24 protein-coding genes are annotated in these 25272 nt (G+C 71.5%); 18 read left to right on the top strand and 6 right to left on the bottom strand.

What is annotated here, in order from left to right; genetic code table 11:
• Positions 1-4 precede the first annotated feature (4 nt).
• The 6 genes from BM339_RS27995 (at position 5) to BM339_RS28020 (ending at position 7113) form a co-directional block, all read left to right on the top strand.
• Positions 5-589 carry a TetR/AcrR family transcriptional regulator gene (locus tag BM339_RS27995; RefSeq protein WP_021599518.1) on the top strand — a complete coding sequence of 195 codons (585 nt, stop codon included), beginning with the start codon at positions 5-7 and terminating at the stop codon, positions 587-589.
• Positions 590-636: 47 nt separating this feature from the next.
• A complete protein-coding gene (locus tag BM339_RS28000) occupies positions 637-1620 on the top strand; it encodes an NAD-dependent epimerase/dehydratase family protein (RefSeq protein WP_075022781.1) in 984 nt (327 codons plus the stop codon).
• A 49-nt stretch (positions 1621-1669) separates the two neighbouring features.
• Complete coding sequence (locus BM339_RS28005) at positions 1670-3295, top strand: alkaline phosphatase D family protein (RefSeq protein WP_075022782.1); 1626 nt, start codon at positions 1670-1672, stop codon at positions 3293-3295.
• 159 nt (positions 3296-3454) lie between these two features.
• Positions 3455-4765, top strand: a complete 1311-nt coding sequence (locus BM339_RS28010) for a sigma-70 family RNA polymerase sigma factor (protein ID WP_075022783.1) — start codon at positions 3455-3457, stop codon at positions 4763-4765.
• Positions 4766-5041: 276 nt separating this feature from the next.
• Positions 5042-6385 carry an NYN domain-containing protein gene (locus tag BM339_RS28015; RefSeq protein WP_075022784.1) on the top strand — a complete coding sequence of 448 codons (1344 nt, stop codon included), beginning with the start codon at positions 5042-5044 and terminating at the stop codon, positions 6383-6385.
• Between the two features lie 80 nt (positions 6386-6465).
• The gene (locus BM339_RS28020) at positions 6466-7113 is read left to right on the top strand and encodes a tetratricopeptide repeat protein (RefSeq protein ID WP_235206549.1); all 648 of its coding nucleotides are present in this window, start codon (positions 6466-6468) and stop codon (positions 7111-7113) included.
• A gap of 19 nt (positions 7114-7132) precedes the next feature.
• Here BM339_RS28020 and BM339_RS28025 read toward each other — a convergent pair whose 3' ends face one another.
• Positions 7133-7660, bottom strand: coding sequence for a lipase family protein (locus BM339_RS28025; protein WP_021593833.1), 528 nt, complete (start codon positions 7658-7660; stop codon positions 7133-7135).
• A 59-nt stretch (positions 7661-7719) separates the two neighbouring features.
• Between BM339_RS28025 and pyrE the strand changes: the two genes are divergently transcribed.
• On the top strand, positions 7720-8256 hold the full coding sequence (pyrE, locus tag BM339_RS28030; protein WP_021593832.1) for an orotate phosphoribosyltransferase: 537 nt from the start codon (positions 7720-7722) through the stop codon (positions 8254-8256).
• 7 nt (positions 8257-8263) lie between these two features.
• On the opposite strand, the gene BM339_RS28035 is transcribed toward pyrE, so the two are convergent.
• Positions 8264-8674: a RodZ domain-containing protein gene (locus BM339_RS28035; RefSeq protein WP_235206550.1), complete on the bottom strand. Its 411-nt coding sequence runs from the start codon at positions 8672-8674 to the stop codon at positions 8264-8266.
• Between the two features lie 72 nt (positions 8675-8746).
• Positions 8747-9472, bottom strand: a complete 726-nt coding sequence (locus BM339_RS28040; RefSeq protein ID WP_021593829.1) for a DedA family protein — start codon at positions 9470-9472, stop codon at positions 8747-8749.
• Positions 9473-9642: 170 nt separating this feature from the next.
• Between BM339_RS28040 and fbaA the strand changes: the two genes are divergently transcribed.
• The 4 genes from fbaA to BM339_RS28060 all read left to right on the top strand — a co-directional run bounded on the left by fbaA (position 9643) and on the right by BM339_RS28060 (position 12313).
• A complete protein-coding gene (gene fbaA / locus BM339_RS28045) occupies positions 9643-10665 on the top strand; it encodes a class II fructose-bisphosphate aldolase (protein WP_021593828.1) in 1023 nt (340 codons plus the stop codon).
• Between the two features lie 110 nt (positions 10666-10775).
• Entirely contained in the window at positions 10776-11225 is a 450-nt protein-coding gene (locus BM339_RS28050) for a winged helix-turn-helix transcriptional regulator (protein ID WP_021593827.1), read from the top strand.
• A gap of 82 nt (positions 11226-11307) precedes the next feature.
• Entirely contained in the window at positions 11308-11832 is a 525-nt protein-coding gene (locus BM339_RS28055) for a GNAT family N-acetyltransferase (RefSeq protein WP_021593826.1), read from the top strand.
• Positions 11833-11890: 58 nt separating this feature from the next.
• Complete coding sequence (locus tag BM339_RS28060; protein ID WP_024936343.1) at positions 11891-12313, top strand: DUF3151 domain-containing protein; 423 nt, start codon at positions 11891-11893, stop codon at positions 12311-12313.
• Here BM339_RS28060 and BM339_RS28065 read toward each other — a convergent pair.
• Positions 12300-13760 (bottom strand): FAD/NAD(P)-binding protein, encoded by a 1461-nt coding sequence (locus tag BM339_RS28065; RefSeq protein ID WP_075022785.1) that lies wholly within the window; start codon positions 13758-13760, stop codon positions 12300-12302. The genes BM339_RS28060 and BM339_RS28065 overlap by 14 nt on opposite strands.
• 120 nt (positions 13761-13880) lie before the next feature.
• On the opposite strand from BM339_RS28065, the gene BM339_RS28070 reads away from it, so the two are divergent.
• The 3 genes from BM339_RS28070 to BM339_RS28080 all read left to right on the top strand — a co-directional run bounded on the left by BM339_RS28070 (position 13881) and on the right by BM339_RS28080 (position 17279).
• Positions 13881-14975, top strand: coding sequence for a helix-turn-helix domain-containing protein (locus tag BM339_RS28070; RefSeq protein ID WP_021593823.1), 1095 nt, complete (start codon positions 13881-13883; stop codon positions 14973-14975).
• Between the two features lie 119 nt (positions 14976-15094).
• Positions 15095-16378, top strand: coding sequence for an adenylosuccinate synthase (locus BM339_RS28075; RefSeq protein WP_021593822.1), 1284 nt, complete (start codon positions 15095-15097; stop codon positions 16376-16378).
• A 67-nt stretch (positions 16379-16445) separates the two neighbouring features.
• On the top strand, positions 16446-17279 hold the full coding sequence (locus BM339_RS28080; protein ID WP_075022786.1) for a glycerophosphodiester phosphodiesterase family protein: 834 nt from the start codon (positions 16446-16448) through the stop codon (positions 17277-17279).
• A 238-nt stretch (positions 17280-17517) separates the two neighbouring features.
• On the opposite strand, the gene BM339_RS28085 is transcribed toward BM339_RS28080, so the two are convergent.
• Positions 17518-18603 carry a magnesium and cobalt transport protein CorA gene (locus tag BM339_RS28085; RefSeq protein WP_024936345.1) on the bottom strand — a complete coding sequence of 362 codons (1086 nt, stop codon included), beginning with the start codon at positions 18601-18603 and terminating at the stop codon, positions 17518-17520.
• A gap of 367 nt (positions 18604-18970) precedes the next feature.
• Here BM339_RS28085 and purD point away from each other — a divergent pair, with 367 nt between their 5' ends.
• From purD to BM339_RS28100, 3 genes are all read left to right on the top strand, one after another.
• Entirely contained in the window at positions 18971-20224 is a 1254-nt protein-coding gene (purD, locus tag BM339_RS28090; protein ID WP_075022787.1) for a phosphoribosylamine--glycine ligase, read from the top strand.
• Positions 20225-20427: 203 nt separating this feature from the next.
• On the top strand, positions 20428-21738 hold the full coding sequence (gene purB / locus BM339_RS28095) for an adenylosuccinate lyase (protein WP_021593818.1): 1311 nt from the start codon (positions 20428-20430) through the stop codon (positions 21736-21738).
• An 8-nt stretch (positions 21739-21746) separates the two neighbouring features.
• Positions 21747-22529, top strand: a complete 783-nt coding sequence (locus tag BM339_RS28100) for an MOSC domain-containing protein (RefSeq protein ID WP_075022788.1) — start codon at positions 21747-21749, stop codon at positions 22527-22529.
• A gap of 11 nt (positions 22530-22540) precedes the next feature.
• Here the strand turns inward: BM339_RS28100 and BM339_RS51760 are convergent, their stop codons facing one another.
• Entirely contained in the window at positions 22541-23587 is a 1047-nt protein-coding gene (locus tag BM339_RS51760) for a suppressor of fused domain protein (protein ID WP_021593816.1), read from the bottom strand.
• Between the two features lie 270 nt (positions 23588-23857).
• On the opposite strand from BM339_RS51760, the gene murA reads away from it, so the two are divergent.
• Complete coding sequence (murA, locus tag BM339_RS28110; RefSeq protein WP_024936346.1) at positions 23858-25144, top strand: UDP-N-acetylglucosamine 1-carboxyvinyltransferase; 1287 nt, start codon at positions 23858-23860, stop codon at positions 25142-25144.
• Positions 25145-25272 lie beyond the last annotated feature (128 nt).

The following is a 25272-nucleotide window of genomic DNA, read 5'->3' on the forward strand; positions in this document are numbered from 1 at the left end:
AGGGGTGACGAGAGCACTGCGCGCCGATGCCGAACGGACCGTCCGGGCGATCCTGGAAGGGGCCGAGCGGGTCCTGTCGCAGGATCCGGCCGCCTCGATGGAGCGGATCGCGGAGGCCGCCGGGGTCGCCAGGACGACCGTCCACCGGCGCTTCGCCACGCGCGAGGCGCTGATCGACGCGCTGACCCGGTGGGCGGCCGAGCGGTTCGCGGCGGCCGTCGCCGCCGCGCGTGCCGACACCGCGCCGCCGCTCGTCGCGCTCTACCAGGTCACCGCGAACGTGCTCGAAGTGAAGACCGGCTGGGGTTTCGCCATGGGACGGGCGGCATCGTCGTCCGATCCGGAGGTCGCCCGGGTGCACGCGGACGTCCTGCGGGAATGCGACGGCCTGTTCCGCCGTGCCCAGGAGGCGGGCGTGATCCGGCCCGACGTCGACCTGACCTGGGCCCGGCGGGTGTACTACGCCCTCATCCACGAGGTCAGCACGGGCGGTGGGGTGGACGGCGGCGACGACGTCGGCGCCCTCACCAGCCTTGTGGTGGACACGCTGTTGCGGGGAATCGCCACCGAGACCCCGGTTCCGCTGTAAGCGTGCAGACGTTCCGTACAGAACGTACAGAAGGCAGAGTCTTCCCCATGAAACTTCTGATGCTGGGCGGTACGGAGTTCGTCGGACGCGCCATCACCGAGGACGCGCTCGCACGCGGCTGGGACGTGACCGTCTTCCACAGAGGACGCCACGAGCCGCCCCAAGGCGTGGCGTCCCTGCATGGCGACCGGACCACCGAAGACGGTCTGAAGGCTCTCGCCGACGGAAAGTGGGACGCGGTCGTCGACACCTGGTCGGGCGCGCCGTCCGCAGTCCGTGACGCTGCTCGCCTCCTGGAAGGACGCGCAGAACGCTACGTCTACATCTCCAGCCGTTCGGTCTACCGGTTCCCCACGCCGCTCGGTCTGGGCGAGGAGGCGGACGTGGTGGACGGCTCCCCGAACGACGGGGACGTCGACTACGCGACGGCCAAGCGCGGCGGTGAACTGGCGGCACTTGAGACGTTCGGCCAGAAGGCGCTGCTGGTGAGGGCGGGGCTCATTCTCGGCCCGTACGAGAACATCGGCCGGCTCCCCTGGTGGCTGACCCGGATCGCCAAGGGCGGCCCTGTACTGGCACCCGGCCCGCGCGACGCCGGCATGCAGTACATCGACGTCCGGGACCTGGCCGCCTGGACACTCGACGCCGTCGAGCAAGGCCTTGACGGGCCGTACAACCTGGTCAGCCCAGCCGACCACACGACGATGGCCGAGTTGCTGGAAGCGTGCATCGAGGCGACGGGGTCCGACGCCGAGTTGGTCTGGACGGCCCCGGAGACCATCCTCGAAGCGGGTATCCGGCCGTGGGTGCAGCTTCCGGTGTGGCTCCCGCCTGGCGACGACTACGACACGCTGCACCAGGCGAACGTGCAGAAGGCCCTAAACACGGGGCTGCATTGCAGGCCGGTCCAGGAAACGGTGACGGATACCTGGGAGTGGCTCCAGTCCATGGGCGGACGCGCCCCGCAGCGCCCCGACCGTCCGGTGGTGGGGCTGGACCCGGTGACCGAGGCGGCGGTGCTGGGCCGCTGAGACGAGACGAGTGGACGCGGCGCCCCCCGGTCCGCTAGAGAGACGGGGTATGACCGCTTTGGTACTCGGCCCCCACCTCCGCCACGTGAGTCACCGCACCGCGACGATATGGGTGGAGACCGACCGGCCCTGCGAAGTCAGGGTCGTCAGCCGGCAGTACGACCTGGACGCGGGCTCCCGCACGTTCACCGCGCATGGCCACCACTACGCAGTCGTCGAGATCGACGGGCTCGCGCCCGGGGCGCGGATCCCGTACGAGGTGTCGATCGACGGCGAGACCGTCTGGCCGGAGGCCGACACCGGGTTTCCGCCGTCCGAAATCAGGACGCTGACCGAGGACGGCAGGCTCCGCATCTCGTTCGGGTCCTGCCGCCGTTCGCCCGGCACCGTGGAGGAGTTCGGGCACGACGCGCTGACCTCGTTCGCGCACCGGCTGCGGACGGGCGGCGACGCGGTCACCTGGCCGGACCTCCTGCTCATGGTCGGCGACCAGGTCTATGCCGACGAGCTGAGCGACGAGATGCGCGCGTTCATCCGGGGCCGCCGCGCCCAGGGCGAGCCGCCGGACGACGAGGCCGCCGACTTCGAGGACTACACGCACCTGTACAAGCTGGCGTGGCATGACGACCCGGAGGTGCGGTGGCTGCTGTCCACCGTCCCCACGTTCACGATCTTCGATGACCACGACATCCGGGACGACTGGAACACCTCGTACGCGTGGCGCCGGGAGATGTGGTCGCAGCCCTGGTGGAGGGACCGCATCACCGGCGGGATCGGGTCGTACTGGATCTATCAGCATCTCGGGAACCTGTCGCCGCAGGAACGCGCGTCCGACCCGGTCTACAAGGCGGTGCGGACGGCGTCCGACACCACGGGCGACGCGGGCACCGTCCTGGACGAGTTCGCCGAGAAGGCCGACAAGCAGCCGGACAGCACGCGCTGGAGCTACGCCCACGACTGGGGCGGCACGCGCCTCATCGTCGTCGACAGCCGATGCTCCCGGCTGCTCACCGCCGACCGCCGCGGAATGCTCGATGACGACGAGTTCGACTGGCTGGACGGTCAGTGCCAAGGCGGCGTGGACCACCTGCTCATCGCCAGCTCCCTGCCCTACCTGCTCCCCATGGCGATCCACCATGCCGAGTCGTGGAACGAGGCGGTCGCCGGCGGCGCGTGGGGCAAGCGTGGGGCACGGCTGGCCGAGAAGGTCCGCCAGGCGGCCGACCTGGAGCACTGGGCCGCGTTCGAGAAGTCGTTCCGCGATGTGGCCGCCGACGTCGTCGCCGTGGGACGGGGTGAGCGCGGCCCCGCGCCCGCGAGCATCTCGTTCCTGTCGGGCGACATCCACTACTCGTATCTGGCGCGGGTCACGTCACCCGACACCCGGTCGAAGGTCTCCCAGATCGTCTGCTCCCCCCTGCGGAACCCGCTGGTCGGGAAGTTCCGGTGGGCGAACCGCATCGCCTACTCGCGGGCGACGGGCAGCCCCTTCCGGCTCCTGGCGAAGCTGGCCAAGGTGCCCGCCGTGCCGATCCGGTGGCGCATGACCGACGGCCCATGGTTCGACAACGCCATCGCCACCGTCGAGCTGTCCGGACGTGACTGCACGGTGCGCTGGGAAACCCCGAAGGACGGCGGCAAGCTCACCCAGATGGGGCACGCCGACATCACCTGACACGTGGGGTGCGTTCGTTCCACCCCCTCGACGGAACGAACGCACCCGCTTCACGCACTTCTCCAACGGCGTCGCGTCCGGTCCATGACGCCACTTCGCCCGGCTTTCTGTGACCAAAACGCGCGACAAGCAGTGGTCAACCCGTCACAATGAGCAAGTATGGAGCGAGGAGAGGACGCGCCTGAAACGAGCGGCGCCGGGGTCAGTGATGCCGGGGTCAGTGACGCCGCCCTCATCCGCCGTGCTCGCGACGGCGACGCCTCGGCCTACGGAGCCCTCTACGAACGGCACCTGCCCGCCGCGCGAGGCCTCGCTCGCCATCTGGCCGGACGCGACGCCGCCGACGACGCCGTCCAGGACGCCTTCGCCAGGATCCTTGCCGTCCTGAAGCGCGGCGGCGGGCCCGGATCGGACTTCCGCCCCTACCTGCTCACGGTGGTGCGGCGCACCGTCTACGACCGGCGGCGCACCGACCGGCGCGTCCACCACACCGGCGACATCGAGGCGTTCGATCCCGGGACGCCGTTCGAGGACACCGCCGTCGAGGAACTGGAGCGCTCGCTGGTGGCGCGCGCGTTCCTGTCCCTCCCGGACCGCTGGCAGACGGTCCTCTGGCACACCGAGGTCGAGGGCGCGAAACCGGCCGAGGTGGCCCCGATCCTCGGTGTCACGGCGAACAGCGCCGCCGCGCTCGCGTACCGGGCGCGTGAAGGACTGCGCCAGGCGTACCTGCGCATGCACCTGGACGGCGTCGAGGCGGACGACGCGTGCCGTCCCGTCCAGGAGAAGCTCGGCTCGTACGTGCGGGGCGCGCTCGCCGCCCGCGAAACGCGCCGGGTGAAACGTCACCTGGACGGCTGCAAACGCTGCAAGGCCTTCCACGCCGAGCTGGCCTGCGTGAACTCGGCACTGCGCGACGTCCTCGGCCCTCTCGTCCTGGGCTCGGCCAGTACCGCCTACCTGGCGTCCAAAAGCGGCACCTTGCTGTGGTTCCGGCGTATGCCGAGACGCGCCCAGGCGCTCGGCGCGGGCATCGTCGCCGTCGCGGCGGCACTCGCGATGGTGCTGGTGGCCAACGACGAGCCCGCTCCCGCTCCGCGCACGCCACCGGCCGTGGCGATACCGACCGTCCCGGCGGCCGCGCAGCCTCCTCCCCGTCCAGCGACGGGGAACCCGGACCCGAAGTCCGCCCCCGAGCCGACGGCCACACCCAAGCCGGCGACCGCACCCAACCCGAGGACACCACAGCCCAGACCACGCCTTACACCCGACTCACCGCCGCAGCACGTCCCGCCCGAACCAGAAGAACCCGGTGCCCCGCACCAGCCGGCACCCGAAAAGCCCGCCGAAAGACCTGGAGGCTCACCCGTCCAGATCCACCTGCGCGTGAGACCGCGCTCCGTGAAGGTGCACGTCCATCTCAGGGGCGACACCGCACTGCATAGGACCCGCCATGACCGGTTGAAGTAAGGGTCGCGGGTACACCGCGACTGAACCGGCGACCTGATTCTTCCCGTAAAGATCCTGCGGAAGCTCAGGGCGGGGCCGGATCGGCTGGTAGCGTCCGCCGCGGCTCCCATCTCACGGTTACTGGGGAGTCGCCAACCGGCGGGTCGCCATGAAAGAGTGGCGAATCGCCGTATTGGCCTACCGGGCAGACGGGCTTCACTACGCTATAAGCGCCCGGGACCGCTACGCCGATGTGGGCATGCTGTGAGCTCCCGTGTTGAGGAAGGACGGTGTCGCATGGATCGCTGCGCGCTGTTCGTAGACGCCGGCTACCTGCTGGCCGACGGCGCCATGGCGGTGCACGGCACCCGCCATCGCGAGACCGTCTCGTGGGACTTCGGCGGCCTCCTGCAACTCCTGGGCAACCTCGCCAGAGAACGCACCGGCATGCCTCTCCTGCGCTGCTACTGGTACGAGGCGACGGTCGAGGGACGCCGCAACCCCGAGCACGACGCGCTCGCCGACCTCCCCGGCCTCAAGCTGCGGCTCGGCCGGATCCGCCCCGGCCGCCGCGAAGGCGTCGACACCGAGATCCACCGGGATCTGATGACGCTGGCCCGCAACTCCGCGCTCACCGACGCCGTCCTGGTGAGCGGCGACGAGGACCTCGCGCAGGTCATCGCGGACGCCCAGGACTTCGGCGTCCGCGTCACCGTCGTGCACGTCGCCGTCGACGGCAACTGGACGATCTCCCGGGTGCTCCGGCAGGAGTGCGACGACCTCATCGAGATCGGCTCCGGCCACCTGCGCCCCTACGTCAACATGCTCACCGGGATGGACGGGGCGTCCTCGCACGGGACGAGCCCGCTGTCCAACGGGCACGGCTCCGTCAACGGGCACGGCAGCTCGATCGGCCCGCTCCAGACGACCTCGCACAACGGAGGTCCGCCGCCCTCGTCCCCGCTCAGCGGGCAGCCGCCCGCCACCCCGTCCGTCCGCGACCTCGGCCCGGCCATGACCGGCGGGCTGAGCGGCGGGCTGAGCGGCGGGCCCGGGACGACCGGCGGCGTCGGCCCCGGACCGAGCGCGGGCACCGGCCCGATGCCGCTGCCGAACGGCGGCGGGGGCGGCTACTCCGGGTCGTCCTACGGCACCGGCGGGCAGCAGGTCCCGTTGCAACCGGCCCCGGCCGGGCCGTCCTCGACGCAGGCCCCGCAGGCTCCGGCCCCGTCGCCCCCACCGGCGCCGTCCCAGCCACCGCCGAGCCCGCAGTACAGCTCCTCGCCCGTCCCGTCGCCCTCCCCGCCGCCGCCCCCGCAGACCGTGCAGCCCACGGGGCAGCACGGCCCTTACACGGGCCCGCAGCAGGTCTCGCCCGTCCCCGTGCAGCAGACGCCCACGCTCGCGGACGCCGTCAAGGCCGCCCACCAGGAAGGCCAGGACTTCGGCGAGTCCGTCGCCCGCGACGCGCCCGCGCTGTGGCTGGAGGCCGTCCTCGCCCGCAAGCCGCGCATGCCGTCCGACCTCGAAGCGAGGCTGCTGCAGGGCTCCTCGCTGCCCATCGACTTCCTCCTGCACGACGAAGTGCGGCACGCGCTGCGCCGCGGTTTCTGGGACGCGCTAGAACGTTCCCGCAGGTGACCTGACACCTACGCACCGGTATTCCACGATCATCATCGATTCGCCCGCTTCGGTCGCGCGACGGCGGGTAGCGTTGAACCGTGACGCATGTGACGGAAGACGATCTCGACGACCTGGAGTTCGACACCCTGCGCACCGGCGATCACATCTCGGCGGCCCGGCGGCTGTCCGAGCTGGCCGAGTCGGTGTCCGGCGGAGTGTCACGCGCCAACGTCCTGCTGCGGGCCGGCGAGCAGTGGCAGCACGCCGGCGACCACGGCAAGGCGGCCGAGCTGTACCGCAGGGCCATGGAGGACGGCGGCGAGACCTACGGCGACCCGCGCGCCTACCTCGCCGACGCGCTCTTCGAACTGGGCGAGGCCGACGAGGCCCGCAAGCTCGTCGAGCGGATCCGTGCCGACAAGCCGCGCGACCCCGAGGTGTACCGCACCGTGGCCGAGGTGCTCTACGCCCAGGGCGACGCGACCGGCGCCCACGAATGGGCCACCAGCGGCGCCGACGTCGTCCTCGAACTGCGCGACCGCGCGGTCGGCACCGGCATGGGCGGCGGCCCCGACGAGGCCCCCGCTCCCGACGCCGACTCCCTCACCCCGGGCCCCGACGACGTCGCCCTGGCCGAGGACAGCCTGGAAGCCCTCCTCCGCCTGCGCTACCGCGCCCGCATCGACCTGGGCCGCAGCGAGGACGACTACGACGCCCTCCTGGACGACCTCCTCAAGAACGCGTGATCACCCGGGGCCTGCGGGGCTAGGACAGCCCCAGTACCAGTTCGCTCAGCGACTGCGCGACCGCGGCCGGGGGCTCGTGTTCGGTGACGCGCCAGTCGCGCAGGCGCGCCTCTCTGACGGCCTGGGCGTGGCCGGAGGAGGCGGTGCGGTCCGCATGGGTCCAGAGGTAGCCGCAGGGCGCCTCCGGCCAATCTGGGGGCATGGGGACGTCGTTCTGCGGCTCCGCGTGGTCGTGCGCGAGGCGGCGCGGGAGGTCGGCGTCGATGAACACGTACCCGCGGATGGGGCGGTGGGCGGCGCGCTGCGCGAGGGCGATGCCCGGCACCAGCGGCCCGGCGGCGCCGTGCGCCGCGAGGGTGAGCGGCGGTGCCGGGGCGGTCGCGGCGATGATCAGCGAGACGCGGGCGATGTAGCGGGGGCCGGTGTCGTCCGGGACGTCCGGCGCGACCACGTCCAGCCCGTACGACCGGAGCATCTCGGGCAGATCGCCCCAGGAGGCGGCGGTGGCGTTCGGGGCGTGCAGCAGGACGACGGTTCCGGTGGTCACCCGGCGAACCGTACACGGCGGCACCGGGGGCCCGGCGGGAGGTCATTAGGGTTCTGCACGTGAGCGATCGTGATGAGCTGCTGCAGAAGATCAAGGACAGGGCCGTGGTGCACGGGGACTTCGTGCTGTCCTCGGGCAAGCGGGCGTCCTGGTACGTGGACCTGCGCCGGGTGACGCTGGACGGGGCCGCGGCGCCGCTGGTGGGGCGGGTCATGCTCGACGAGACGGCGGACCTGGACTACGACGCCGTCGGCGGGCTCACGCTCGGCGCGGATCCGGTGGCCGCCGCGATGCTGCACGCCGCGGCGGCGCGCGGGCGCGTGCTCGACGCGTTCGTCGTCCGCAAGGCGGGCAAGGCGCACGGGCTGCAGCGCCGCATCGAGGGCCCGGACGTCGGGGGGCGCCGCGTCCTCGCCGTGGAGGACACCTCCACCACGGGCGGGTCGGTCCTGACCGCGGTGGAGGCGCTGCGGGAGGCGGGCGCGGAGGTGGTGGCGGTGGCGACGATCCTGGAGCGCGGCGCCGCCGGCCGGATCGCCGAGGCCGGGCTGGACTACCGGCACCCGTACGACGTCACCGACCTCGGCCTGGACTAGGCGCGGCTCAGGAGCCGCTGCGGGTCTTGACGAACCACTGGGCGCGCTGGCCGTTCGGCTGGCGCGGTTGCAGCTTGCCGTAGATGACCACCTGCAGGGAGCCGCCGTTGGTGGCGACGACCTGCAGGGGGGCCTCGTCGTACTTGAGCGTGTCCCCGGTGTTGAGGGTGCCGTTGGTGAGCACCTTCCCGCCGGTGTCGGCGACGCGGACGACGACGTTCGTGGGCTGGCCGGTCACGCGGATCACCAGCGGGACCGTCGCCGTCGGCGATGTCGAGGCTGCGTTGCTGCTCGCGGGCGTCCTGGCACCGCTCTCGGAGGGCGAGGCGGCCGTCGACGGCCCCGAGTTCTCGGGCTCGCCTGAGATCGCGTTGACCAGAGCCATGCCGCCGACCACGAGAAGGGCCAAGGCGGCCACCACGGCCAAGGCCGCGATCAGTATGCGCGCGAGACCCCTAGGGTCCGACCGATGACGTCCCACATGGGGAGGTTAGCGATAACTGTCACCGCTGAGCGACGGACGTGACTCTTCGGGGCCATTCTTATTCGGACCCTGGTCCGCTTTGCGCCCCTTGAGGACCTCGCGAATGATCGGAATGACCGACAGGATCAGGATGACCGCGACGCCCGGCAGGATGTACTTCTCGATGTCAGGCACCTCGGAGCCGAGGAAGTGGCCGAGCAGGAACAGGCTGTCGGTCCACACGATGGCGCCGATGGCGTTCCAGATGAAGAATTTTCGCGTGTCCATGCCGAGCATCCCGGCGAGCGGGTTCAGGAACGTCCGCACAATCGGGATGAACCGGGCGAGAACCACCGCCTTCGCGGGCCCGAACCGGTTGAAGTAGTACTCGGCCTTCTCCACCCACTCGTGCTTGAAGATCCGCGAGTCGGGTCTGTCGAAGAGCTTGCGGCCGTAGCGCGCCCCGAGGAAGTGGCCGAGCTGGGCGCCGGCGATCGCCGCGACCGGCCCCCCGATGAGCAGCCAGGGCAGCGACAGGGGCTGGAACTCCTGCCCGTTGACGGTCGAGACCGCCGTGAGGATCCCCGCCGTGAAGAGCAGCGAGTCACCCGGAAGGATGCAGCCGAACAGCAGTCCGGTCTCCGCGAAGATGATGGCGAGCACGCCGATCGTCGCGAACGTGCCGAAAAGCTGCAGCCACGCGGTGGGATGCAGCCACTCGGTGATATTGAGGGGAAGGGTCGTGAGATCCACACCGTGAGCGTACCTTTCCCCACGCTCCGATTAGGCGGGATACTGAGCGCGGACGGCATGCCCGACCCGGAAACCGTGTGACCTGGGCACTCACCTGGGTACTCGGACGACCGGGTGCAACCGCCCGGCCGGATGCCCGGCGGCACCCTGCGTATGAAAGGACGCTGACAATGCCCATCGCAACGCCCGAGGTCTACGCGGAGATGCTCGACCGTGCGAAGCAGGACGGCTTCGCCTTCCCCGCGATCAACGTGACGTCCAGCCAGACGCTGAACGCCGCGCTGCGCGGGTTCGCGGAGGCCGAGAGCGACGGCATCGTGCAGGTGTCCACCGGCGGAGCCGAGTACCTGTCCGGTTCCACGGTGAAGGACATGGTCGTCGGCGCGTCCGCGCTCGCCGAGTACGCCCGCGTCGTGGCCGCCAAGTACCCGGTGAACATCGCCCTGCACACCGACCACTGCCCGAAGGACAAGCTGGACGGCTTCATGCGTCCGCTGATCAAGATCTCGCAGGAGCGGGTGGCGCGCGGCGAGGAGCCGCTGTTCCAGTCGCACATGTGGGACGGGTCGGCGGTCGAGCTGCACGAGAACCTCGACATCGCCTCCGAGCTGCTCGACCAGTGCGCCAAGGCGCGGATCATCATGGAGATGGAGATCGGCGTCGTCGGCGGCGAGGAGGACGGCGTCGCCAACGAGATCAACGAGAAGCTCTACACGACGCCGGGCGACGCGCTCGCCACCGCCGAGGCCGTCGGCGTGGGCGAGCGGGGCCGCTACATCCTGGCGGCGACGTTCGGCAACGTGCACGGCGTGTACAAGCCGGGCTCGGTGAAGCTGCGTCCCGAGGTGCTCAAGGAGATCCAGGACGCGGTCGGCGCCAAGTACGGCAAGGACAAGCCGTTCGACCTGGTCTTCCACGGCGGCTCCGGCTCGACGCTGGAGGAGATCCGCGAGGCGGTGTCGTACGGCGTCGTCAAGATGAACATCGACACCGACACGCAGTACGCGTTCACCCGCCCGGTGGCCGAGCACATGTTCCGCAACTACGACGGCGTGCTGAAGGTCGACGGCGAGGTCGGCAACAAGAAGCAGTACGACCCGCGCTCCTGGGGCAAGGCCGCGGAGGCCGCGATGGCCGCCCGCATCGTCCAGGCCGCCGAGAACCTCCAGTCCGCCGGCCAGAAGCTGAAGTAGGACGGCCGGACCCGGGCCGGGCGGGCGACCGCCCGGCCCGGCCGGGTTCCAGGGGACGCATTCCCTGAGCACGACATCGTTGTTTGATGAAACTCAGGTAGGGTCGGGGTGTGGCACTACCCCGCACCTACGAGTCGCAGAACTGCTCGATCGCCCGCTCACTGGAGGTCGTGGGCGACCGGTGGACGCTGCTGGTGATCCGGAGCGCCTTCGAGGGCGTCCGGCGCTTCGACGACTTCCAGGACGTCCTGAGCGTGGCCCGCAACGTCCTCACCGACCGCCTCAACCGGCTGTGTGACGAGGGCATCATGCGCCGCGTCCCCTACCAGGTGCGGCCGGAGCGGTACGAGTACAGGCTCACCCGCAAGGGCGTCGAGCTGTGGCCGGCGATGATGACCCTGCTGATGTGGGGCGACCGCCACTACGCGCCCGAGGGCGCGCCGGTCATCATCGGTCACCGGGGCTGTGACGGCACGCTGACCAGGCAGTTCACCTGCTCGTCCTGCGGCTCCCACCTGGGCCCGGGCGACGTGGAGCCGCGCCCGGGCCCCGGCGCCTGACCCCCTGTTCACGGAAAGCGCACGCACTTTTTGCCGGCCAATGAGTTGCGTCAAGCAACCCAACTACGCTCCAATGGGTTTTATGAAGCAACTCGATGTGCGCAGCGCCGCCCACATCGCCGCGACGCTCGACGACGTCCGGATCCGCCCGTACGGCCGGACCGACCGCGACCGCGTGCGGCGGATGTCGGACCGGCTGTCCTCCGCCAGCCTCTACACGCGCTTCTTCTCGGGCACGCCGCGGATCCCCGAGCACTACGTCCGGCTGCTGGACGCCCTCGACCACTGGGACCGCGAGGCCCTCGTCGCCCTGGCCGACGGCGAGATCGCGGGCATCGCCGAGTACGCCCGCAACGCCGCGCAGCCCGGCCGGGCCGACCTCGCCGTGCTGGTGACCGACCCCTGGCAGCGCCGGGGGCTGGGCAGCGCCCTCGTCTCCTGCCTGTCCCGGCTCGCCGAGCGGCGGGGCATCCGCGAGTTCGACGCGGACGTCGTCCTCACCAACCGGGACGCGCTGCTGTTCGTCCGGCGCGGCTGGCCCGGCGTCCGCTCGACCAGGGACGGCGGAGCCGCGCATTTCCGGCTGCCGCTCCCCATCCCCGCGTGATCGCGCGAAACGACCGGCCACGCCCCGGGTTGATCCGGGGCGGGCGAGCCCACTTACGATGACCCGCATGACCCAGAACCTGCTCGGCGGCCCTCCTCCGACCGAACTGCCGGACAACACCGAGGCCCGCACGGCCCTGGAGAACGGCGTCGACCCGTTCGAAGTCGCCGCGCGGCACCCGGACTACCCGGCCGCGTGGGCCGAGCTGGCCGACCGCGCCTTCGCCAAGGCGAGCGTCATCGACTCCTACGCGTTCGCCCGCACCGGCTACCACCGCGGCCTCGACCAGCTGCGCCGCGCCGGCTGGAAGGGCCACGGCCCCATCCCGTGGGAGCACGCGCCCAACCGCGGCTTCCTGCGCGCCCTGCACGCCCTCGGCCGCGCCGCCGCCGCCATCGGCGAGGACGACGAGGCCGAGCGCTGCAAGTCCTTCCTGCGCGACAGCAGCGCCACCGCGGCCGACGAGCTCAGCTCCTCCTGACCGGCACGGTCCTCGCGGCGTGCCGCGCCGCGAGGACCGATCGGGCCGCCCGGTGCGCCTGGACGGCGACGCCGGCGATGCCCGACACGATGAAGGGCCCGCCGGCGAGGTCGCCCGCCACGTGGATCCGCGGGTCGGGACGGCCGCCGACGACGAGCCGCCCGGTCTCCGGGTCCGCCACGAGGCCGCCGTCCGGATGCCGCGTCGCCCCCTGGCCGAGCAGGGACGAGACGAGCGGTCCGGCCGGTTCGGGGACCGCGTGCGGCGGCGGGTTCACCGCGTTGATCACGACGTCGGCGGTGCGCACCCCGGCCGCGTGGACGATGCGGAACCCGCCCCCGGCCTCGATCTTCTCGACCCCGGATACCGCGTCCAGCGTTCCGGCCTCGAACAGCTCCAGGAGCACGGCGGCGTTGAGGGGCACCATCGGCGACGCGAGGCTGGTGATCGTCCGGCCGAGGTCCACGCGGAGCCGCTCCCGGTCGCGCGCGCCGAGCAGCCGCCAGGCCACCGGGCCGGCGGTGTGCGCGGCCTCCTGCAGGATCCGGCGGCCGAGCTGGGGCGCGTCCACCATGGCGAGCTGCTCGCGCAGGTTCGCGACCGGGTCCCGCCGCATCGCCGCGGCGATCCAGGCGGACAGCCCGTCCCAGCTCTCGCCGTGATCGGCCAGTTCCGCGCGGATCAGGCCGGCCAGCCGGTCCAGCGTGACCGGCCCGTCCGGCGACGGCAGGCGATCGGGTTTCAGGTGCCGGATGCCGGTGTCGGCCAAGCGCTGCCAGACCAGGGGGAGGGCTCCGCTGCGCGACACCAGGCTGATCCTGCCCGTGTGCCCCCGCGCGGCCAGCGACACCGCGACGTCGACCGCGGTCAGGCCCCCGCCGATCACGGCGACGTCACGGCCGGGCGGGATCCCATCCAGTGTCGACTCCAGCGGGTACGGGTCCGCGACAAAACCGGGCGCGCCCGCCAGCCCGTAGAGGTCCGGGGGCGTACCACCGCCGACGCAGAGCAGGACATGATCGACGATGTGCCGGCGGCCGTCCGAGGTTCGCACGACCGGGCGGGCCTCCAGCGACACCCCGGTCACAGCGGCCTGAACGACCTCCGTCCGGGCGAACCGGGCGAGCGCGGCCTCCGCCGTGTCCACCAGGTACCGCCCGTAAACGGCGCGCGGCGGGACCGGTGCACCGAGCCGCTCATCGAGGTAGGTCCCGGCGGGAGCCCTTTCACCGAGCCAGCGCGCGTGGTGGTCCCGGTCGCCGAACCGGATCGACATGATCTCCGGAGGGGCGTTGACGAGCACGGAATCGAGGTCGGGTCGATAGGGACGGCCGCGCCATGGCAGCGGCGCGGGGTCGAAGACGGTCACCGATCGCACGTCCGAGGGGTCGAGGGCGTCCAGCAGGCCGACGGCCGCCGCACCCGCCCCGATGATGGCCAGATCCATGCCGACGAGCCTCGCCGCCGGGCCGCGCCCGCCCCATCCCCCCGGTCCGGGAACCGGCCCGGACCGGAATCCCCCAAGTGAGGGGTTCGCGCGGCGCGTCCCGGAGGCAGACTTGATCCCGTGTTCGATCAACGGGAGCGGCGGGCCGTCCTCGACCGGGCGGCGGGCGCGCGGGACGCGTCCGGCCTGTTCGGCGGGGTGTCGGCGCGGCTCCGCCGGCTGGTGGGCTTCCAGGCGGCGGCGTGGTCGGCGACCGACCCGGAGACCGGGCTGATCACCGCGCCGATGCGGGTGGAGAACCTCGGGAGCGGCGACCAGTGCTTCACCTACTGGGAGTGCGCGATCCTGGAGGAGACCGTCATACCGTTCCGCGAGCTCGCCCGTGCGGCGGTCCCGGCCGCAGGGCTCGCGGCGAGCACCGGCGGCCTCCCCGCGCGCAGCGCCCAGTACCGCAAGCTCCTCGGCCGCCAAGGGGTGGGCGACGAACTCCGTGCCGTCCTGCGCGCGGGCGGGCGCCCCTGGGGAGTCGTGAGCCTCTTCCGCGACAAGGGCCGACCTCCGTTCAATCCAGCCGAGATCTCCCTGGTCGCCGACCTTTCCGCACCGCTGGGCGACCGCCTGCGCGAACTCGCCCGGCCCGTCCGGACGCCGGCCCCCGGCAGGGAGCAGGATCCCGGGCTGATCCTGTTCGACCCGTCCGGGACGCCCATCTCGATCAACGACGAGGCGCGCCACCATCTGGAGCGCCTGCCCGACGGCCCGTCCACCCCGTCGCCGCTCGGCCCGGCCCTGCCGGTCTGGCTCGTCGGGACGGCCGCGCAGGCACGCGCCGTCGCCGCCGGGCACGACCGCGGGGCGGCGCGCATCCGGATCCGCACCCGCGACGGCCAGTGGCTCGTCTGCCACGCCTCCTGCACCGACGGCCCCGGCGGCGCGCCCGGCCCCACGGCGGTGGTCGTCCAGCCCGCCGCCGGCTCCGACATGGCGCCCGTCATCGCGCAGGCGTACGGGCTGTCCGCCCGCGAGCTGGAGATCACCCAGCTCGTCGCGCGAGGGGTGACGACGGGCGGCATCGCCGCCGAGCTGGTGATCTCCCCGCACACCGTCCGCGACCACGTCAAGGCGGTCTTCGCCAAGACCGGCGTCTCCAGCCGCGGCGAGCTCGTCGCCCGGCTGTTCGCGGAGAACTACTGGCCGCGGCGCGCGGGGGCCTGAGCCGGGCCGGACCCGGCTCCGGTTTCCTTGCCGCCCGGGGCCGGGTACGCTTTGATCGCAAGAGGCCCCTTCGCGCGCTTGCGGCGACCGGGGCCTTCGTCGTGGGAAGGAAATGTGGCATGCCTGCCATCGTTCTTGTCGGTGCCCAGTGGGGAGATGAGGGCAAGGGCAAGGCCACAGACCTGCTCGGCGGCGACGTCGACTACGTCGTCCGCTACCAGGGTGGCAACAACGCCGGTCACACGGTGGTCATCGGTGACAAGAGCTACGCGCTCCACCTGCTGCCGTCCGGGGTGCTGTCGCCCGACGTCGTCCCGGTGATCGGCAACGGCGTGGTGATCGACCCGGCCGTCCTGCTGCAGGAGATCGACGGGCTGCGGGACCGCGGCATCACCTGCGAGCGGCTGCTGATCTCGGCGAACGCGCACCTGATCATGCCCCACCACCGGGCCCTCGACAAGGTCACCGAGCGGTACCTCGGCAAGGCCCGGATCGGCACCACCGGGCGCGGCATCGGCCCCACCTATGCCGACAAGATCAACCGGATGGGCATCCGCGTCCAGGACCTGTTCGACCCGAACATCCTCACCCAGAAGCTCGACCTCGCCCTGCGCGAGAAGAACCAGGTCCTCACCAAGGTCTACAACCGGCGCCGCATCGACACCGGGCCGATCGTGCAGGAGTACCTGGCCTACGGCGAGCGCCTCAAGCCGTTCGTCGCCGACACCACGCTCGTGCTGAACAAGGCCCTGGACGACGGCAAGATCGTCCTGCTGGAGGGCGCCCAGGGCACGCTCCTGGACATCGACCACGGCACCTACCCGTTCGTGACGTCGTCCAGCCCGACGGCGGGCGGCGCCTGCGCGGGCTCCGGTGTCGGCCCCACCAAGATCACCCGGGTGATCGGCATCCTGAAGGCCTACACGACCCGGGTGGGCTCCGGCCCGTTCCCCACCGAGCTGCTGGACGAGCAGGGCGAGTACCTGCGCAAGACCGGCGGCGAGTACGGCGTGACCACCGGACGCGACCGGCGGTGCGGCTGGTTCGACGCCGTCATCGCCCGCTACGCCACCCGCGTCAACGGCATCACCGACTACTTCCTGACGAAGCTGGACGTCCTGTCCGGCCTGGAGCGCGTCCCGGTGTGCGTCGCCTACGAGGTCGACGGCGTCCGGGTGGACGAGCTGCCCACGACGCAGACCGAGTTCCACCACGCCAAGCCGATCCTCGAATACCTGGACGGCTGGCGGGAGGACATCTCCGGCGCCAAGAAGTTCGAGGACCTCCCGGCGAACGCGCAGGCGTACGTCCGGTCATTGGAGGAGATGTCCGGCGCGCAGATCTCCGCGATCGGCGTCGGCCCGGGCCGCGACCAGACGCTTTCCCGCCGCTCCCTCATCTGACTTCCGTTTCCTTTGACCTCACCCGTTCTCCACCGCCCGTTCGGTCGCGGACTGTAGCGTGCGTGCGGTGATCACTACCGTCGAGGTGCACGGGCATCGCGGGGCGCGCGGCCTCCGTCCGGAGAACACGCTGCCGGGCTTCGTCCACGCCCTCGACCTGGGCGTCGACGCCATCGAGCTGGACGTGGGCCTCACCGCCGACGGCGTGGTCGTCCTGAACCACGACCAGTCCCTCTCCCCGGCGAACCTGGCCGACACCGCCCCCGCCTGGCCGGACGACCCCGCCCACCCCTACGTGGGCAAGCCGATCCGCGAGCTGACCCTCGCCCAGCTCCGAACCGTGGACGCGGGCACCCTCTTCCGCCCCGCACCGATGCCGGGCACACGCATCCCCACCCTCGCCGAGGCATGCGCCCTGCTGGCCCCCACAACGGTCAAGCTCTCCGTAGAACTCAAAACAGACCCCACCTGGACCAACGAGGAAGTCGAGCTCTTCACAGCCGCCGTAGTGGCCGTCCTCGACCACCACGCCCTGACCCCCAGAGCCAGCCTCCTGGCGTTCGACTGGCGCGTCCTGACAGAGGCCCGCCGCCACTACCCCACCCTGGGCCGCGTCGCCCTCCTGGAACGCAAGACCCTCACCCCAAACACCACCTGGCTAGCAGGCCAGAACCCCCACGACCCCATAGCCACAGCCCAGGCCATAGGCGCGACGGCAATCTCCCCCGAACACGCCATAACCACCCCCGGCCTGATAGACGACGCCCACGACGCCGCCCTCCCCGTCATCGTCTGGACGGTCAACACCCCCGAAGACATGACCCGCTTCATCAAGTACGGCGCAGACGCCATAGTCACCGACTACCCAGACCTTCTCCAATCCGTACTGGCGAGTTCCTGAGCCTCCCTCGACAAAGGAGGGCGCCCCAGCGCCCGACGGCAGCGGCCGGACCCCCGGGCGCTTCCACCTCAGCCACCGCCGCAACCACGCAACGACATGAGGGCCGCGATCGCGTCCGAAGGCAGGTTCGAGCTTGCGAGAACCTGATCGCGAAGTGAGCCGCTAGGCGAGTCGGAGCGATGCCAGCGATCGCCCGCTTTGATCGACGATGGAGGGCCGCCAGGCCCGAAGGAGGAGATTAAAGCCAACCATTACGCCGGAAGCCCCGGTATAGGGAGAGGCAGGCGAAGCCGATGACGCCGAGGATCATGGGGTAGCCGAACCGCCACTGGGTTTCGGGCATGAAGTCGAAGTTCATGCCGTAGACGCCCGCGATGGCGGTGGGGACCATGAAGATGGCGCCCCAGGCGGAGATCTTGCGCATGTCCTGGTTGTCGGCGACGGTGACCTGGGTCATGTGGGCCTGGAGGATCGGGTTGAGGAGTTCGTCGTAGGACTCGACCTGCTCGCGGACGCGGGTGAGGTGGTCTTCGACGTCGCGGAGGTATTCCTTGATCTCGGCGGGGACGAAGCGGCGGCCGGAGAGGTTGCGCAGGGGGCCGGCGAGGGGGCCGACGGCGCGCTTGAGCTGGATGACCTCGCGCTTGAGCCGGTAGATGCGGCGGGACTCGTCGGTGCGCTCGGGGGAGAAGACGGCCTCTTCGACCTCGTCGATGTCCTCCATGACGGCGTCGGCGACGCCGACGTAGCCGTCGACGACGCGGTCGGCGACGGCGTGCAGGACGGCGGCCGGGCCGAGGGCGAGCCGGGCGGGGTCCTGCTCCAGGTCGCGGCGGACGGGGCCGAGGGCGCCGTGGGCGCCGTGCCGGACGGTGACGACGAAGTCGGGCCCGCAGAAGATCATGATCTCGCCGGTCTCGACGACCTCGGCGCCGCCGGGGCCGGTGGAGACGTAGCCGACGGTCTTCATGACGACGAAGTGGACGTCGTCGTAGCGTTCCAGCTTGGGGCGCTGGTGGGCGTGGATGGCGTCCTCGACGGCGAGGGGGTGCAGGCCGAAGACCTCGGCGAGGTCGGCCAGTTCGGTGGCGGACGGTTCGTGCAGGCCGACCCAGACGAAGCCGGCGCTGTCGCCCTCGGGGGTGAGCCGGCCGTCGCGGATGAGGCGGACGGCGTCGGCGACGGTGTCGGTGGAGACGCGGTGCCCGTCGATGTAGGCGGCCCAGTCGATGACGGCGGAATCGCGGTTCGGAGCCTGGACGCCGGTGGGGCGGCCGCGCGTCTTGAACAGCACGCGGCTCGGGCGAACTCGTGTCATGGCCATGAGGTGCTCCTAACCCGCCGGCCACGCGCGCAGCGCGCGCTCAACCCAGGCCGTCAGCGAAGGGAGCGCGCGAGGGGGGTGGCCGGACGCCAGATGGAGGCGGACGGTGAGACAGTCCTGCCCGGACTGTGAGGGTTTTCCGGCGAACTGCAAGGATCACCAGGACTCATCCCGACCACCTCCTTTCACGCACCTCGACATGCGGCGGTCAAGCCCGTCGCAGCTTATCAGCCGACAATTGGGACGCCGCCCGTAACGGCGAGGTTCACCCGGCTCGGGTGTGACGGTCGCCTCATCCGGAGCGACGCCGGTCTCCGAGGGGTCATGCCCGCCCTCGGCGGAGGCGGGACCAGTAAGCTCGCGTGACGTGCGAGTACTCGTCCTTGGATCGGGTGGCCGCGAGCATGCGCTCGCCCGCGCCCTGCATCGCGACCCTGCCGTCACCGCCGTCCACTGCGCCCCCGGCAATCCGGGCACGGCGGAGATCGCGGACAACCACCAGCTGGACCCGACGGATCCGGTGGCGGTGACGGAGCTGGCCGGGCGGCTGCGGGTCGACCTGGTGGTCGTGGGCCCGGAGGCGCCGCTGGTGGCGGGGGTGGGCGACGCCCTGCGCCGGGCGGGGTTCCCGTGCTTCGGCCCGGACCGGGCGGCGGCCAGGATCGAGGCGTCCAAGGCGTTCGCGAAGGAGGTCATGGCGGAGGCCGGGGTGCCGACGGCCGCGTCGCGGGTGTGCGACACGAGCGCGCAGGTGGCCGAGGCGCTCGACGCGTTCGGCCCGCCCTACGTCGTGAAGGACGACGGTCTGGCGGCGGGGAAGGGCGTCGTCGTCACCGGGGACCGGGCCGCCGCGGAGCGGCACGCGGCCGGGTGCGAGCGCGTGGTGATCGAGGAGTTCCTGGACGGCCCCGAGGTCTCCCTGTTCGCGCTGTGCGACGGGCAGCACGCGGTTCCGCTGCTGCCGGCGCAGGACTTCAAGCGCGCCTACGACAAGGACGAGGGCCCGAACACGGGCGGGATGGGCGCCTACACGCCGCTCCCCTGGGCGCCCCCGGAACTGGTGGACGAGGTCATGTCCACGGTCGTCCAGCCCGCGGTGGACGAGCTGCGCCGCCGCGAGACGCCGTACGTCGGCGTCCTGTACGCGGGTCTGGCGCTGACGTCCAGGGGCGTGCGGGTGGTGGAGTTCAACGCCCGCTTCGGCGACCCGGAGACGCAGGTCGTCCTGGACCGGCTCGCGACCCCGATCGGCAGGCTGCTGCAGGCCTGCGCGATCGGCGGGCTCGACCCGGAGTTCCGTCCCGAATGGCACCCGGGGGCGGCCGTCACTGTGGTCGTGGCCGCCGAGGGGTATCCGGCCGCGCCGGTGAAGGGCGACGAGATCACCGGCCTGGACGGGGCCGCCGGGGTCGACGGCGCGTACGTCCTGCACGCGGGCACCAAGCTCGGCGGCGAGGAACGGCTGATCGCCAACGGCGGGCGCGTCCTCAACATCGTCGGCACCGGGCCCGACCTCGCGGCGGCCCGCGCCACCGCCTACGAGGCCGTCTCGAAGATCGCCCTGCGCGGCGCCCACCACCGCACCGACATCGCCCTGCGCGCCACAGCCGGCGCGCCCTGACAACCGCCCCACCCAACCGTCTCCGCAACCCCGCAACAACCTCAATGGTTGCGATCGCGTCCGAAGGCAGGGGCGAGCGAAGCGAGACCCTGATCGCGCAGCGAGCCGCAAGGCGAGCCGGAGCGATGCCAGCGATCGCCCGCGTTTCTCGACGATGGAGGGCCGCCAAGGCCCGAAGGAGGAGAGGGACGCATAATAAGCAGGTGATCGAGCGGTACACCCTTCCGGAGATGGGGCGTGTCTGGAGCGACGCGCACAAATACGAGCTGTGGTGCCAGGTGGAGGTCCTCGTCGTCGAGGCCCACGCCGAGGCCGGCACGATCCCGCCGGAGGTGGTGGAGCCGGTGCGCGCGGCGCCGCCGCCGACGCCGGAGGCGGTGCACGCGATCGAGGCGGTCACACAGCACGACGTGATCGCCTTTCTGTCGGCGTGGGCGGACAACACCGAGCCGCGGGAGGCCGCCCGGTACGTCCACTTCGGCATGACGTCGTCGGACCTGCTCGACACGGCGCTCGCGCTGCAGCTCGTCGAGGCGACCGACATCCTGCTGGACAAGGCGGACGCGCTCGTGGCGACGCTGCGCGACCACGCCCTCGCGCACCGGGCGACGCTGCGGGTCGGGCGGACGCACGGGATCCACGGCGAGCCGGACGTGTGGGGGCACCGCGTCGCCGACTTCGCGTTCGCGCTGGCCCGCTCGCGCGACCGGCTGCGGCGCGCCCGCGAGGCGGTCGGCGTGATGGCGATCTCCGGCGCGGTCGGGACGTACTCCAACATCGACCCGGCGGTCGAGCTGCACGTCGCGCGGAAGCTCGGGCTGCGGCCGGCGGACGTGTCGACGCAGGTCGTGATGCGGGACGGGATCAGCGAGTGGGTGTCGTCCCTCTCGATCATGGCGACGGTGTGCGAGGCGATCGCGCTGGAGGTGCGGCACGGGCAGCGCACCGAGGTCCGGGAGCTGTGGGAGCCGTTCGGCAAGGGCCAGAAGGGCTCGTCGGCGATGCCGCACAAGAAGAACCCGATCATCTCCGAACGGCTGGCGGGGATGGCGCGGATCGTCCGCGCCCAGGTCGTCCCGGTGCTGGAGGGCATCCCGCTGTGGCACGAGCGCGACATCTCCCACTCGTCCACCGAGCGGATCGCGCTGCCGGACGCGTCCATCGCGCTCGACTACATGCTGAACCTGACGAACCGCCTCATGTCCGGTCTGGTCGTGGACGAGGCGCGGATGCGGGCCAACCTGGACTCGACCGGCGGCCTCATCTACACCTCGACCGTGCTGCTGGAGCTGGTCGAGGCGGGCATGTCGCGCGACGACGAGGCGTATCCGCTGGTCCAGAAGGCCGCCATGGAGACGTGGGAGAGCGGGACGCCGTTCCGCGAGACGCTCCGCAAGCACGCCGCGGAGGCGGGCCTGACCCTGGACGAGCGGCGCCTGGACGAGGTGTGCCGTCCCGAGCGTTTCGTCGAGCGTCTCGGGGCGATGTTCGACCGACTGGCCGATCTGAGGTAGGAGGGGCCTTGCAGGGGACCCTGACCGAGCTGAACGTCTATCCGCTCAAGAGCGGCGCCGTGACCGCGCTGCGCACTGCCGAGTTGACCGCGCGCGGTCTGCCGTTCGACCGCGAGTTCATGCTCGTCACACCCGAGGGCCGCTTCCTCTCTCAGCGGGATCTCGCGCGGATGGCGTTGCTGCGCCCGTCCTACGACGGCGAGATCCTCACGGTGGACGCGCCCGGAGTCTCACCGCTGGTGCACAAGGCCTCGGACGTGGGCGAGGTCAGGGACGTCACCGTCCAGCGCAAGGAATGCCAGGGCGTCGACCAGGGCGACGAGGCCGCGGCGTGGTTCTCCGAACTGTTCGACATCGACTGCCGCCTGGTGCGTTTCACCGGTCACCGGCCCACGTCCCGGGGTGGCGGTGAGGTCATGTTCGCCGACGGATACCCGCTGCTGGTCATCTCCGCGGAGTCGCTGGACGACCTCAACGCGCACCTGGACGAACCGCTGCCGATGAACCGGTTCCGTCCGAGCCTCGTCGTCGAGGGCCTCGGCCCCTTCGGCGAGGACGACGTCCGACTCCTGCGCGTCGGCGAGACCGTCATCGAAATGGTGAAGCCGTGCAACCGCTGCGTCATCACCACCACCGACCAGAAAACGGCCGAACGGGGCCGTGAGCCGCTGCGGACGCTCGCCTCCTACCGCAACCGTGACCGCGGCATCCTCTTCGGTCAGAATTGCGTTCCGCGCGTCCTGGGCACGCTCACGGTCGGCGACCCCATCGAGGTCCTGGAACCCCGCTGACCCGCGGAGGGTCAGCCGACCACTTCGCCGGTCTCGTTGCCGTAGCGGTCGCGCATGGCGGTCGGCACGATCTCCACGGTGAGGCCGGGGAGGGCGGGGACCGCGGCGCTGCCCGCGGTGGGCCGCAGGACGGCCGTGAGGTCGTCCAGGGCGGCCGGCGGGACGTGGACCTCCAGCTGTCCCTCGTCCGGCTCCTCGACGGCGAACGCGTCGCCGGGACGGAACGCCAGGACGGTGTCCTCGGTCTGCAGGATCAGTTCCCGGCCGAAGGGGAGGCGGCCCCGCAGCGCGTCCGCGATCGCGGGGGCCTGGAGCGCGCCGAGCCGCAGCGTGGTGGACCCGGCGTCGCGCAGCCAGCCGGCCGTGGTCACGAACAGCAGCCCGCTGCTGGAGCCGTCCCGCGCGATGCCCGCCTCGACGGCGCGGGCGACGCCGGGGTCGGCGAGCAGCGACCGGCGGTCGACGTCGGTGACGAGCAGCGGGAGGTGCGGGGCGAGCACGGCCATGAGGCCGTCGGCGTTCCAGCGGCGCAGCGCCTCGTACTCCTCCGCCGCGAGCCCGACGACCTGGAGGAAGAGGACGCTGCCGTGCGGGGTCGCGATCTCTCCGAGTTCCGGGTCCGCGGCGAAGGTCACCGCGCGGATCTCCGAGTCGTCGCGGTCGGCGGCGATCGGCCCGTTGACGTCCATGTGGTGGCCGGGCTCGAACCAGTTGCCGCTGGTGAAGACGTAGCGGCCCAGGTTCTGCAGGAAGTTCGCGGCCCACGCGGGCGGCGTCTCCTCGGCCGGGTCGCGGGCGAGGCGGAAGGTGAACTCGAAGCCCCAGCCCGACTCGTCCGGATTCTCCGATTCCTTGGTGTACAGCTCGCTCATCCCGTACGACACGAAATGCCAGTGCGGGATGGGTTCGGTGCGGGCGTAGACACTGATCCCGTCCAGCGGATCGGGACCGCCCAGCGCCCACTTGAGGAGCGTGCCCAGGTGATAGGGCTTCGCGTCCCCGTAGATGCCGCGGAGGGCGTCGTCGATGGCGTCCCAGCCGGGCGTCTCATCATCCATAAATGATCACGATAGCCCGTATTCGCCCGCCCCGCGGCCCTAGGCTGACCTTGGGAATTTTCCTGGGGAACGCGAACCTTTGGCGTGTCGCGGAAGTCTCAACGAGCAGACTGACGCCGACGAGGCGCGGGCCGGGCTTCACACCCTCGGCCCGGTGGTTTACTGGGGTCGCGTTGACGCAGAGGGGGGACTCGGCGCGCTCGGCCCTCGTGCTCCCACTGGATTGCAGGCACTGAAACCGCATCTGAGAGGAAGTAAGGCGGCATGAGCATGGGCCACGAGGTTCGCTACCGCGTGCGCGGCGGCCGGCAGTTGCACGGCACCGTTTTCATCCAGGGCGCGAAGAACGCCGTCCTGCCGATGATCGGCGCCTCGCTGATGGCGGCCAAGGGACGGACCGTCCTGCGCAACGTCCCGATCATCGAGGACGTCCGGCGGGCGGTGGAGCTCGCCCGCGCGGTGGGCGCCAAGGCCGAGCTGCACGAGACCGAGCGCACCCTGGTGATCGACGCGTCATCGCTGAGCAGCCCCGTGCTGCCCGCCGACATCGCCTCCCGGTTCCGCGGCTCGTTCCTGTTCGTCCCGGCGCTGCTGCACCGGCTCGGCGAAGCGGTGATCGAGGGCGTCGGGGGCTGCAACCTCGGCAGCCGCAACCTGGACTTCCACTACAACGGCTTCAAGCGGATGGGCGCCACGGTCACCGAGCACGTGGCCGACAACGGCGACGGCATCATCCACATCAAGGCCGGCGACCTGCGCGGCGGCACGCTGTACTGCGACACCCCGTCGCACACCGGCACCGAGAACCTGATCATGGCGGCCGCGCTGGCGCACGGCACCACGCTGATCAAGAACGCGGCGCTGGAGCCCGAGGTGCTGGACAACATCGCGATCCTGCAGGCGATGGGCGCCCGGATCAGCGGCGGCGGTACCGGGTTCATCACCGTCGAGGGCGTGGACGAGCTGACCGCCGTCGAGCACACCGTGATGCCCGACCGGATCGACGCCGGCGTGTTCGTGATGGCCGCCGCGATCACCGGCGGCGACCTCAGCCTCGTCGGCGCCTCGCTGGAGCACCTCGGCGTCGCCGCCGACAAGCTGGAGCAGATGGGCGTCGAGTTCCACCAGCAGGGCGCCGTCCTGCAGGTGCGCCGCGACCGGACGCTCCGCCCGATCAACGTCATCACCGACGAGTACCCGGGCTTCGCCACCGACCTGCAGTCGCCGATCATGGCGCTGTCCTGCCTGGCCGAGGGCCCGTCCTACGTCTACGAGCGGATCTTCGACGGCCGGTTCAAGCTGGCCGGCGAGCTGGCGAAGATGGGCGCCGACATCGAGGTGGACGGCAACCGCGCGAAGGTGAACGGCCCGCGCGGCCTGCGCGGCGCCGAGGTCGAGGCGCACGACCTGCGCTGCGGCAGCGCCCTCGTCCTCGCGGCCCTGGCCGCCGAGGGCGAGACGACGATCACCTCCGCGTACTACCTCGACCGCGGGCACGCGCACACCGCCGAGCGGCTCTCCCAGCTCGGCGCGGAGATCGTCCGCGAGGCCGACTAAGGCGCCGCGGCGCCCGCCCCGGGGCCTTAATCGGCCGAATGTGGCCTCCCTCTGACCAACTCGGGCGTGATCCCTGACGGGGCATGTAACGCCCGGCGGCCAAATCGCCCGAGCGGTGCGTCACCGGC

Origin of the sequence: Actinomadura madurae, assembly GCF_900115095.1 — a bacterium.
GTDB lineage: Bacteria > Actinomycetota > Actinomycetes > Streptosporangiales > Streptosporangiaceae > Spirillospora > Spirillospora madurae.

Excerpts from the sequence above, each read along its gene's own strand:
- fbaA (WP_021593828.1), top strand. The coding sequence starts at position 9,643 with ATGCCCATCGCAACGCCCGAGGTCTACGCGGAGATGCTCGACCGTGCG.
- BM339_RS28015 (WP_075022784.1), top strand. The coding sequence starts at position 5,042 with ATGGATCGCTGCGCGCTGTTCGTAGACGCCGGCTACCTGCTGGCCGAC.
- BM339_RS28085 (WP_024936345.1), bottom strand. The coding sequence starts at position 18,603 with ATGGCCATGACACGAGTTCGCCCGAGCCGCGTGCTGTTCAAGACGCGC.
- murA (WP_024936346.1), top strand. The coding sequence starts at position 23,858 with ATGGGCCACGAGGTTCGCTACCGCGTGCGCGGCGGCCGGCAGTTGCAC.
- BM339_RS51760 (WP_021593816.1), bottom strand. The coding sequence starts at position 23,587 with ATGGATGATGAGACGCCCGGCTGGGACGCCATCGACGACGCCCTCCGC.
- BM339_RS28065 (WP_075022785.1), bottom strand. The coding sequence starts at position 13,760 with ATGGATCTGGCCATCATCGGGGCGGGTGCGGCGGCCGTCGGCCTGCTG.
- BM339_RS28010 (WP_075022783.1), top strand. The coding sequence starts at position 3,455 with ATGGAGCGAGGAGAGGACGCGCCTGAAACGAGCGGCGCCGGGGTCAGT.
- BM339_RS28005 (WP_075022782.1), top strand. The coding sequence starts at position 1,670 with ATGACCGCTTTGGTACTCGGCCCCCACCTCCGCCACGTGAGTCACCGC.
- BM339_RS28060 (WP_024936343.1), top strand. The coding sequence starts at position 11,891 with ATGACCCGCATGACCCAGAACCTGCTCGGCGGCCCTCCTCCGACCGAA.
- BM339_RS28000 (WP_075022781.1), top strand. The coding sequence starts at position 637 with ATGAAACTTCTGATGCTGGGCGGTACGGAGTTCGTCGGACGCGCCATC.
- BM339_RS28055 (WP_021593826.1), top strand. The coding sequence starts at position 11,308 with ATGAAGCAACTCGATGTGCGCAGCGCCGCCCACATCGCCGCGACGCTC.
- BM339_RS28075 (WP_021593822.1), top strand. The coding sequence starts at position 15,095 with ATGCCTGCCATCGTTCTTGTCGGTGCCCAGTGGGGAGATGAGGGCAAG.